13 protein-coding genes are annotated in these 8,878 nt (G+C 60.9%); 5 read left to right on the forward strand and 8 right to left on the reverse strand.

Translation table 11 applies throughout. The features are described 5' to 3' along the window. Positions 1-41 precede the first annotated feature (41 nt). Positions 42-629, reverse strand: coding sequence for an NUDIX domain-containing protein (locus C9383_RS06110; protein ID WP_090370519.1), 588 nt, complete (start codon positions 627-629; stop codon positions 42-44). A 193-nt stretch (positions 630-822) separates the two neighbouring features. Here C9383_RS06110 and C9383_RS06115 point away from each other — a divergent pair, with 193 nt between their 5' ends. After that, positions 823-1,749 carry an alpha/beta hydrolase gene (locus C9383_RS06115; protein WP_060752532.1) on the forward strand — a complete coding sequence of 309 codons (927 nt, stop codon included), beginning with the start codon at positions 823-825 and terminating at the stop codon, positions 1,747-1,749. 192 nt (positions 1,750-1,941) lie between these two features. On the opposite strand, the gene C9383_RS06120 is transcribed toward C9383_RS06115, so the two are convergent. Beyond that, the gene (locus C9383_RS06120; RefSeq protein ID WP_090370517.1) at positions 1,942-3,102 is read right to left on the reverse strand and encodes an alpha-hydroxy acid oxidase; all 1,161 of its coding nucleotides are present in this window, start codon (positions 3,100-3,102) and stop codon (positions 1,942-1,944) included. A 121-nt stretch (positions 3,103-3,223) separates the two neighbouring features. Here C9383_RS06120 and C9383_RS06125 point away from each other — a divergent pair, with 121 nt between their 5' ends. Then, positions 3,224-4,009, forward strand: coding sequence for a DeoR/GlpR family DNA-binding transcription regulator (locus C9383_RS06125; RefSeq protein ID WP_060752530.1), 786 nt, complete (start codon positions 3,224-3,226; stop codon positions 4,007-4,009). On the opposite strand, the gene C9383_RS06130 is transcribed toward C9383_RS06125, so the two are convergent. From C9383_RS06130 to C9383_RS06140, 3 genes are read right to left on the reverse strand one after another with little or no spacing between them, the layout of a single operon-like run. Further along, positions 3,974-4,702, reverse strand: coding sequence for a DUF72 domain-containing protein (locus C9383_RS06130; RefSeq protein ID WP_090370515.1), 729 nt, complete (start codon positions 4,700-4,702; stop codon positions 3,974-3,976). The genes C9383_RS06125 and C9383_RS06130 overlap by 36 nt on opposite strands. Continuing rightward, a complete protein-coding gene (locus tag C9383_RS06135) occupies positions 4,699-5,130 on the reverse strand; it encodes a hypothetical protein (RefSeq protein ID WP_060752528.1) in 432 nt (143 codons plus the stop codon). Before C9383_RS06135 ends, C9383_RS06130 begins: the two co-directional genes overlap by 4 nt. Positions 5,131-5,132: 2 nt before the next feature. Further along, positions 5,133-5,345 carry a hypothetical protein gene (locus C9383_RS06140; RefSeq protein ID WP_090370513.1) on the reverse strand — a complete coding sequence of 71 codons (213 nt, stop codon included), beginning with the start codon at positions 5,343-5,345 and terminating at the stop codon, positions 5,133-5,135. 204 nt (positions 5,346-5,549) lie between these two features. On the opposite strand from C9383_RS06140, the gene C9383_RS06145 reads away from it, so the two are divergent. Then, positions 5,550-6,110 (forward strand): type 1 glutamine amidotransferase domain-containing protein, encoded by a 561-nt coding sequence (locus C9383_RS06145; protein ID WP_090370511.1) that lies wholly within the window; start codon positions 5,550-5,552, stop codon positions 6,108-6,110. A gap of 60 nt (positions 6,111-6,170) precedes the next feature. On the opposite strand, the gene C9383_RS06150 is transcribed toward C9383_RS06145, so the two are convergent. From C9383_RS06150 to C9383_RS06160, 3 genes are all read right to left on the reverse strand, one after another. Beyond that, positions 6,171-6,377: a PLD nuclease N-terminal domain-containing protein gene (locus tag C9383_RS06150; RefSeq protein ID WP_060752525.1), complete on the reverse strand. Its 207-nt coding sequence runs from the start codon at positions 6,375-6,377 to the stop codon at positions 6,171-6,173. 91 nt (positions 6,378-6,468) lie between these two features. Further along, the gene (locus C9383_RS06155; RefSeq protein WP_090370510.1) at positions 6,469-7,029 is read right to left on the reverse strand and encodes a putative natural product biosynthesis protein; all 561 of its coding nucleotides are present in this window, start codon (positions 7,027-7,029) and stop codon (positions 6,469-6,471) included. A 62-nt stretch (positions 7,030-7,091) separates the two neighbouring features. Beyond that, positions 7,092-7,475, reverse strand: coding sequence for a DUF2946 domain-containing protein (locus C9383_RS06160; RefSeq protein WP_060752523.1), 384 nt, complete (start codon positions 7,473-7,475; stop codon positions 7,092-7,094). Between the two features lie 191 nt (positions 7,476-7,666). On the opposite strand from C9383_RS06160, the gene C9383_RS06165 reads away from it, so the two are divergent. Then, positions 7,667-8,275 (forward strand): SCO family protein, encoded by a 609-nt coding sequence (locus C9383_RS06165; protein ID WP_060752522.1) that lies wholly within the window; start codon positions 7,667-7,669, stop codon positions 8,273-8,275. Next, positions 8,275-8,742, forward strand: coding sequence for a copper chaperone PCu(A)C (locus tag C9383_RS06170; RefSeq protein WP_060752521.1), 468 nt, complete (start codon positions 8,275-8,277; stop codon positions 8,740-8,742). Before C9383_RS06165 ends, C9383_RS06170 begins: the two co-directional genes overlap by 1 nt. Positions 8,743-8,878: the final 136 nt, after the last annotated feature.

The raw sequence follows: 8,878 nt of genomic DNA on the forward strand, positions 1-8,878 counted from the left end.
ACTCCTCTGGGAAATTTCTGACAATAACCGCCAGTCGGGGCTCACCAGCCGTCTTTCAACATCCGCAGTTCCAGATACTGCAGCAGCATGATCGTCTTGCCATCCACAATCTCGCCGTCCTGTACCATCGCCAGCGCCTGCTCGAACCCCAGCTCCAGCACTTCGATATCCTCGCCCTCCTCCTCCAGGCCGCCCCCCGTACCGACCTGATCCGTCGGTTGGTACTCGCCGATAAAGAAGTGAATGCGCTCAGTCACCGAACCCGGGCTCATGAACGCCGAGTAGATTTTCTCCACGTGGCCGACGCGATAGCCGGTCTCTTCTTCGGCTTCCAGGCGAATGCGTTCTTCGGGGCTGGCGTTGTCGAGCAAGCCGGCCGCCGCTTCGATCAGATAGCCGTGGTAGTCGTTGACGAAGGTGGGCATGCGGAACTGGCGGATCAGCAACACCGTGCGCTGCGCACGGTTGTACAGCAGGATGGTCGCGCCATTGCCGCGGTCGTACACCTCACGGGTCTGGGCTTGCCAACTGCCGTCCTGGCGGCGCAAGTCGAAGCTGTATTTTTTCAACAGGTACCAGTTTTTCGAGAGGGTTTCTTCGGCGGTGATGCGAACGGGGCTGTTGTCCATGGTTGGGCCTCTGTACGTGGGAGGGCGAGCATGTTCCCGGGCGCCGGCCAGCGTCAAGTTGGCAGGTGCGCTCGAGTTCAACGGAGGCGATGTAACACTTTGCAAGCAATGCCCACTCACGACTGTCGAATTAATTCCTTACCCGATGTGCCATCTGGTAAAACCCCTGCTTTGTTTTTGTCCTGGAATCTTCATGTCCTCTCGTTTTCTGTCTCGCCTCGGCCTGCGCTGGTTTCCCCTGCTGTGCATGGCGCTGCTGATCATCGGCCTGCCGGTGGGGTGTGCCGTGCTGCAACACAAAGAACGTGAGTTGGTGTTTCGCATCGAACCGGGCACCGCCGGCTGGTATACCGGGCTGCCCAAAGCGGTACAGGAATTCGACCTCAAGCCGGCCAGTTTCAAGTCGGGCCAGAACATTCACGGCTGGTGGTACCCGGCAGACAAGAAGGACGCCCCGGCGATCCTCTACCTGCACGGCGTGCGCTGGAACCTCACCGGCCAGCTGTTTCGCATCGAGCAATTGCACGCCTTGGGGTATTCGGTGCTGGCCATCGACTATCGTGGCTTCGGCCAGAGCCAGGGTGATCTGCCGTCGGAAACCAGTGTCTACGCAGACGCGCGTATCGCCTGGGAACGCTTCAAGGTGCTGCAACCCGACCCGAACAAGCGCCTGATCTACGGGCACTCCCTGGGCGGCGCGGTGGCGATCGACCTGGCGGCCGAACTGAGCCGGCAAACGCCGATCCCCGTGCGCGGCCTGGTGATCGAATCCACTTTCACCTCGCTGGGGGACGCGGCGACCGCCGTGGCCAACACCTCGCTGCCGGTGCGCTGGTTGCTCTCGCAGAAGTTCGACTCCATCGACAAGATCGCTGATGTGCACATGCCGCTGCTGGTGGTCCACGGCCTGGCCGACCAGTACGTGCCGCCGCGTTTCAGCCAGCAATTATTCGACGCCGCCCAGCAGCCCAAGAGACTGCTGCTGGTGCCCGGTGCCACCCACAACAACAGCATGAGCCTGGCCGGTCGCAGTTATGGCCAGGCACTGGACAGGTTGATGCAAGCGAAGGCGCCGTCCCAGGTCGTGACACACTCCACAGCACCCGACGGCGACTCCTGAACACGCATTTCGGCACTGAGTTCGCGCTTGCCTGTCAAGCGCAAACCCTGCCCATACTGGCCCTCGCCGGCAGTTGATCAAATATTAACCGCAGGTTAAATCGCCAACCCAGCCGGGTCTTCGCAAAGTTATCCACAGAGATACCCACGGTTTTCGTGGACAACTCTTTTTACTTTTTTACGATTTTTTTGCTCAGCAATTCCCTTCAGGCAAGGTTCCCGGCAGCAAAATCTCGCGATTCACATCGCGTATATCGTTATAGCCGCACAGCGCCATCGACACGTCCAACTCGCGGGCGATGATGTCGAGAGCCTTGGTCACGCCCGCCTCCCCCATCGCGCCCAGACCGTACAGATGGGGGCGGCCGATCATCGTGCCCCTGGCCCCCAGCGCGACCGCCTTGAGCACATCCTGGCCGCTGCGGATACCGCCATCGAGCCACACTTCAATGCGCTGGCCTACCGCGTCGACAATCGCCGGCAATTGGCTGATGCTCGACGGCGCCCCATCAAGTTGACGGCCACCGTGGTTACTCACCACCAGTGCATCGGCACCGGCGTCTGCCGCCAGACGCGCATCGTCCACATCGAGAATGCCCTTGATGATCAGCTTGCCGCCCCAGCATTGTTTGATCCACTCCACATCGTCCCAGCTCAGGCGCGGGTCGAATTGCTGGGCGGTCCATGACGAAAGCGAACTCATGTCGGCCACGCCTTTCACGTGGCCAACGATGTTGCCGAACCCACGGCGCCTGGTACCGAGCATGCCCATCACCCAACGTGGCTTGGTCGCCATGTTGAGGATATTCGGCAGGGTCAATCGCGGCGGTGCCGACAGGCCGTTGATCAAGTCCTTGTGGCGTTGCCCGAGGATCTGCAAGTCGAGTGTTAGCACCAGCGCATCCACGCCGGCAGCCTTGGCACGCTCGATCAATTGTTCGATAAACCCGCGATCACGCATCACATACAGCTGGAACCAGAACGGCTGGCCGACATGCTCGGCGATGTCCTCCAGTGAACAGATGCTCATGGTCGACAAGGTGTAGCGCAGGCCGAATGCGGCGGCGGCGCGGGCGGTAAGAATTTCGCCGTCGGCGTGCTGCATGCCCGCCAGGCCCGTCGGCGCCAGGGCCACCGGCATGGCCATGTCCTGGCCGATCATCGTAGTGCGGATCGAGCGCTGGTCGATATTGCGCGCCACGCGCTGGCGGAATTTGATCCGGGCGAAATCGCTTTCGTTGGCCCGGTAGGTGCTTTCAGTCCAGGAGCCGGAATCGGCGTAATCGTAGAACATTCGTGGGACACGTTTTTGCGCCAGCTTGCGTAAGTCTTCGATGGTTGTGATCAACGTCATCTAGGTCACCTCTCCCTGAACCGAGCACGAAGAGTAACCGTCCAGCGGTTGCGCAACCAGCCATTGCGTTTATAGCAGCAGGCGGCTAATGTCGCACAAACCAGCAAAAAGACGCACAAACATGCATAACACTCATCAAGCCACTGACCTGCCTTCCTTGCGCAAACAGAAGATCCTGTTGCTGCTGGAGCGCGACGGAAAAGTCACCGCAGCGGAGCTGGTGGAGCATTTTGCCGTATCCCAAGACACCATCCGCCGCGACCTCGGCGAACTGGCCGCCGCCGGTTTGTTGCAGCGCGTACACGGTGGCGCCCTGCCCCGGCCCAAGGACACCGGCAAAGACTTCTTTACCCGGGTCGGCGAGACCAACGAGGCCAAGCGTCAGCTCGCCCAATTGGCGGCGCAGCGCGTGGAGGACGGCCAGATCGTGCTGTTCGATTCCGGTTCGACCACCCTGCGCATTGCCCAATCGCTGCCGCGCTCGATTCACCTGACGGTGGTCACGCCCTCACCGATGATCGCCATCGCCCTGGCCGACCATCCCCATGTGAAAGTGATCCTGGCCGGCGGCCAGCTCAACCCAGCCACGCTTTCCACCGGCGGCCACGATGCCGTGCGCCTGATCCAGAGTATCAAGGCAGACCTGTTGTTCACGGGCGTGTGCGCCCTGCACCCGCAAGTGGGCATCACCTCGTTGCACTTCGATGAAGTGGTGGTCAAACAGGCCTTGCTCGACAGCGCCTCCCACGTGGTCGCAGTGACCATGGCGGACAAGCTCGGCGCGGTGGAGCCCTTTGTCGTAGCACCCTGCAACCGTCTTCACACGCTGATTACCGAGTGGCATGTGCCGAGTGTCGAAGCCTATGAACAGCTAGGTCTGGAAGTGGTTCGGGTAGAGGTCGAGTAGGCACAAGGCATCGGCCGTCGCGTGGCCACTGGCGGTGTTATCGAAAATGCACCACGTGGGCACGCCCGCCGCTACCGAGAGGTCGAGCTGTTGCCCGAACGCCTTCACGCGTTCGGGCCCATAGGCACTGTAATAGATGCGCTCAGCGCCGTGCAGGCGCCAATACTGCACGCCTGGCCAACCGGTGCTCATCTGGATGACAACCGGGTCGGCGATCACCCGGCCGATGTGCAGGTCCATCAGCAGCGACTCGGCCTCTCGCCAGCTGGGATGACGCGGCTCCAGCACCACGGCGCCGGCAAAACGTTGGCGCAATGCCAGGAACCAATTCGACGCCACGGCCGGGTCATAGCTCAGTGAGGGCGGTAACTGCACCAGCAGGCAACCGAGCTTTTCACCCAGGTGCAGACACTGCTCCAGAAACTCATCCAGTGCCGTGTCACAACGCTGCAAACGCAGTTCATGGGTGATGCGCTTGGGCACCTTGACCGAAAAGCGAAAGCTTGCCGGCACCGATTGTGCCCAGCGCTCGTAGGTCTTGGGCTGGTGCGCGCGATAAAACGAACTGTTGATCTCCACTGCATTGAAGCGCGACGCATAACGTTGCAAATGCGTGCCCTCGTCGGCAAATGCCGGCCAGTGCTCACGGGGCAAACTCCACCCCGCACAGCCTAGATACAACGGTGCGGTCAAAACAGCACCTTGGCCGCATCGCGCATGAAGATTTCGATCGTCTTGGGGCCGACCCCCTCGAACTCACCCAGGCGTTTCTCGAACCCCGGACGGTCGCCACTGGCGTCGCGTATCTGCGTGATCTTGCCGGCATACTCGGCGTTCAACTTGGCGCTAAGGTCCAACAGCCGTTGCGCGGTGGTTTCGTCATAGCGCACGTAGTGGGCACGCCCCAGCATCCTGACCAGTTCGCCAGCAGTGCAGTGCTGCAACTTGCGCGCAGTATCACGCCCCTCTTGCTCGACGATCACGCGGTACGCCTGCGCGGCAATCGGCGCCTGGATTCGCTTGCCCATCAGGAAACTGGCAATAAACCATTTGAACAGGCTGGCGTCGTCTTCGGGCGCCAGTTCGATACCCAGTTCGGAAGCGGTGATCGACTTGGCCATGATCAGTGGTCCAGCTTGCGCTCAGCCTTGTCGGCCTGCCGGTTGATCGCCTCCACCTGGCGCTCGGTGTCCTTGATCGAGGTGGGCGTGAGCACCTTGTCGATGGTTTCGGTCTTCGGGTTCGGATGCTCCAGCGTGCGGCCTTTGACGGGTTTTTCCGCGCCCTTCTGCGCTTGCTCGGAACTGATCGGGTCAGGGGTTTTATCGACAGTCATGCTTGGTCTCCAGGCTTTTTTTTAATGCTCGCAATAAAGGCGAGCCCTTATGCAGCAGAGCCCGCCCCCTTTCGATAGTTCAAGGAAACTGCCCCGCACAACCGTCCAGCCCATCAACCCAAATTAATTTAAACCTTTAGCCCCTGGCCTTGATCAACTCTCCCATATCCACGCATAAACCCAGCCATCAGGAGACTCTCGATCATGAGCTCACCCCTTAGCGGCAAGAAGATTCTGGTCATCACCTCCAACACCGGTATCGAGCGCGATGAACTGCTCAAGCCCCTGGAGGCATTGCGCGGCTACGGCGCGACCGTAACCCACGGTTCCAGCAAGGGCGGCACCACGCAGACGTTCGTCGGCGATACAGAGAAAGACAAAACCGTAGAGTCCGACGTGGCGCTGTCGGATGTGTTGAGCAGCGATTTCGATGCCCTGGTCATCCCGGGTGGCACCGTCAATGCCGACACCCTGCGCCAGGACGCCGGCGCGTTGAAGTTGATCAACGATTTCGTCAAGGCCGGCAAGACCGTGGCAGCGATTTGCCATGGGCCGTGGACGCTGATCGACGCCGGCGTGATCCAGGGCAAGACGCTGACCTCGTATAAAAGCGTGCGCATCGACCTGGAAAATGCCGGAGCTGCGGGCTGGGTCGACGCCGAGGTCAAGGTATGCAAGGCCAATGGCTGGACCTTGATCACCTCGCGCACACCCGATGACCTGCCGGCGTTCAATGACGCGATTGCCAAGGCGGTTGCTGGATAAGCCGAACCCTTGAATGAAAACAGGCGCCTCAAGGGCGCCTGTTCTGCTTCAGCTTGTACGTTAGCTTCTACGTTGCTCAGGCATCTCGCGTTTAGGCCCGAACATCGCCCAGGCGATCAGCCCGAACAGCGGCACAAAGATCAAGATCACCAGCCAGAAACCCTTGCTTTCCCAGCCCCCGGTACTGCGCAACACGGTACTGATCGCCCACAATTCCACCAGCACCAGAACCACGGCCAGGCCGATCCAGATGTATTCAGTTTGCATGCTTCACCTCCTAGGTCGTATGCGTTAGGTCAAGCCGATGCGCCAAGGGTTCATTAAAATTGCGCAGCCATCGCAGCGTGCTGCTGACTGCTCAGGGCACCGGCAACCAACCGCTGAATTCACCCCGTGCGTTCAGCGGGCTCCAGGCGAAGTCCAAAGTAGAAGCGGGTAATGCCTGCTGTTGCGCGGCGCTGATCGGCGGGCCTTTCCAATCGAAGAGAGTGGCGCCTTGCCAGGCCAGGACCAGACCCCGGGCCTGGCTGGTGTCTAGGCTGATCCAGCACGCCGCTGCGGCCGCCATGAACGTCTCGATCGGCTCCTCATTGATTTGCGCACGGTACGGGGAGCCCAGCAGCCAGCGCGCCACATTCAGGTGGTAGGTCCAATCCAGTGGCGGCTGCTTGCGATAGGCCCAGGTCATGAAGCTGCGGAACAGGTTCAAGCCCTCGGGCGGGTCGAGTTTGAGCAGCGTCGGGCAGATGTCGAACAAGCTGTGCCAATGAGGCAGCAGGCGTGCATCCAGGTGCACGAAGCAACGGGAATTACTCGGGTAGTGCGCCAACAACGGTTCCGTACGCAAGGGTTGCGCAAGCGGGCGACGGGACGCCTTGCTGACCAGGCGACTGGCGCCTGCAGGCAATAGAGAGGTCATCAGATGGACTCACAGTCGTGACGATAGAACGCCTCCTGATCACAGGAAGCCCAAGGCACACGTCAGGCTGCGGGAGAAGCGCGGGGGTTGGCCGAGGGCCAGGAATAACGCGGCGGCGCCTTGTTGCGCCGCTCATGGGCCGGGCCCGGGGTTTGCTGAAGGCTCAGCAGCCAGGCCAGGCCGATAAGAAACACGATGGCCACGGTGACCGCGTTGCACACCGGGCAGGCAAAGTAGTTCGAGATGTTGCTGGACGACGGAGTGCCCAACCCTTTATCGGAAAGTGGCGCCTGGCTACCGTCCACCGAACAGAACGCGCCGCCGATACCGTTGAGCTGCTGGCCCAGCATCTGCCCATGGCCCAAACCGCACACGAACACGTTCATCAGCACGCAGAAGTACAGGGTCCAGGCGATCAGCGAACGGTCGGGATGGCTCAGTTTCATGGCGGCGACTCTACCACCGAAGCCGTAAAAGGATGAAGCGCGACGCGCCCCTGTGGCAGAACGTCGCAGATTACGCAGGCAGGCCTGGGTTGGTAGACTGTGCGCCCTCCTCGTTTCTACGTTTCAATGCCTTTTCAAAGCCTGATGTGTAGATCCAGAGCCATGCAGGCGCTTCACAGGATGCACAGTTGATGAGTACGTTATTCACCCGCCGCAAAGTGCTGACCGGTATGGGCCTGTTGGGCCTGGGTAGCCTGCTGGGCGGCTGTGACTACAGCCCCAAGCTGAACTTCAAGTACGGCAAGGACCTCAGTGACAAGATTATGGGCCGCACCTTCAAGCTCAAGAACACCGACGGCGAAACCGTCACCCTGAGCTCGTTCCGTGGCCTGATGCCGGTGGTGTTCTTCGGTTTCACCCAGTGCCCGGCCGTATGCCCCACCACTCTGGCGCGTGCCGCCCAGGCCAAGAAGCTGATGGGCCGCGACGGCGAGATCATGCAGGTGGTGTTCATCACCCTGGACCCCGAGCGTGACACACCGCAACTGCTCGACCGCTACGTGAAAGCCTTCGACCCCAGCTTCGAAGCGCTGTACGGCACCCCGGAAGAAATCGCCGTGGCCGCCAAGGAATTCGGGATCTTCTATGAAAAGATCCCGGCCGGTGACACCTACACGCTGTCCCACACTTCGACCAGTTTCGTCTTCGACACCCGCGGCAACCTGCGCCTGGGCCTGTCGGCATCCCTTACCGCTAAAGAGTGCGCAGAAGACCTGCTCACCGTCATGGAGGTCTGCTAATGACTGCCGTTCAACACCTCAAACGCGTTGCCTTCGGCCTGACCCTGCTGGGCCTTGCCGCCCACGCCAGCGCCCAGGTACAAGTCAGCGATGCCTGGGTGCGTGCCACAGTGCCGGGCCAGCCGTCCAGCGGCGCGTTCATGACCCTCACCGCCGACAGCGACAGCCAGTTGCTCAGCGTGGCGTCGCCGGTGGCCAAGGACGTACAGATCCATGAGATGAGCATGAAGGACGACGTGATGAAAATGGGCCCGGTAGACTCGGTCGCCCTGCCCGCCGGCAAAGCCGTCAAGCTCGACCCGGACGGCTACCACGTGATGCTGATGGGCCTCACCGGCCAGATCAAGGAAGGCGACCAGGTGCCGCTGACCCTGACCGTCAAGGACGCCAAGGGCGAGAAACAGTCCATCGAAGTGAAAGCAGCGGTCCGTGCCTTGAACGGCATGGACCACAGCAAGATGCACTGACTGTAGTGAGCGGGCTCGCCCTAATGCCAGTCAGTTAAGGATTAACGCGGTCACTGTGGGAGGGGCGGTGCGACGATTCGACTTGCTCCCGATGGACTGCGTAGCAGGCCCATTTTTGAGGCCGCTGCGCGGCCTA

This window comes from Pseudomonas palleroniana (genome assembly GCF_003031675.1).
In the GTDB taxonomy this organism is placed as follows: Bacteria; Pseudomonadota; Gammaproteobacteria; order Pseudomonadales; family Pseudomonadaceae; genus Aquipseudomonas; species Aquipseudomonas palleroniana.

Bases quoted from the DNA above. Each gene is read 5' to 3' on its own strand.
- C9383_RS06110 (WP_090370519.1), bottom strand. From the start codon at position 629: ATGGACAACAGCCCCGTTCGCATCACCGCCGAAGAAACCCTCTCGAAA.
- C9383_RS06115 (WP_060752532.1), top strand. From the start codon at position 823: ATGTCCTCTCGTTTTCTGTCTCGCCTCGGCCTGCGCTGGTTTCCCCTG.
- C9383_RS06120 (WP_090370517.1), bottom strand. From the start codon at position 3,102: ATGACGTTGATCACAACCATCGAAGACTTACGCAAGCTGGCGCAAAAA.
- C9383_RS06125 (WP_060752530.1), top strand. From the start codon at position 3,224: ATGCATAACACTCATCAAGCCACTGACCTGCCTTCCTTGCGCAAACAG.
- C9383_RS06135 (WP_060752528.1), bottom strand. From the start codon at position 5,130: ATGGCCAAGTCGATCACCGCTTCCGAACTGGGTATCGAACTGGCGCCC.
- C9383_RS06140 (WP_090370513.1), bottom strand. From the start codon at position 5,345: ATGACTGTCGATAAAACCCCTGACCCGATCAGTTCCGAGCAAGCGCAG.
- C9383_RS06145 (WP_090370511.1), top strand. From the start codon at position 5,550: ATGAGCTCACCCCTTAGCGGCAAGAAGATTCTGGTCATCACCTCCAAC.
- C9383_RS06150 (WP_060752525.1), bottom strand. From the start codon at position 6,377: ATGCAAACTGAATACATCTGGATCGGCCTGGCCGTGGTTCTGGTGCTG.
- C9383_RS06155 (WP_090370510.1), bottom strand. From the start codon at position 7,029: ATGACCTCTCTATTGCCTGCAGGCGCCAGTCGCCTGGTCAGCAAGGCG.
- C9383_RS06160 (WP_060752523.1), bottom strand. From the start codon at position 7,475: ATGAAACTGAGCCATCCCGACCGTTCGCTGATCGCCTGGACCCTGTAC.
- C9383_RS06165 (WP_060752522.1), top strand. From the start codon at position 7,667: ATGAGTACGTTATTCACCCGCCGCAAAGTGCTGACCGGTATGGGCCTG.
- C9383_RS06170 (WP_060752521.1), top strand. From the start codon at position 8,275: ATGACTGCCGTTCAACACCTCAAACGCGTTGCCTTCGGCCTGACCCTG.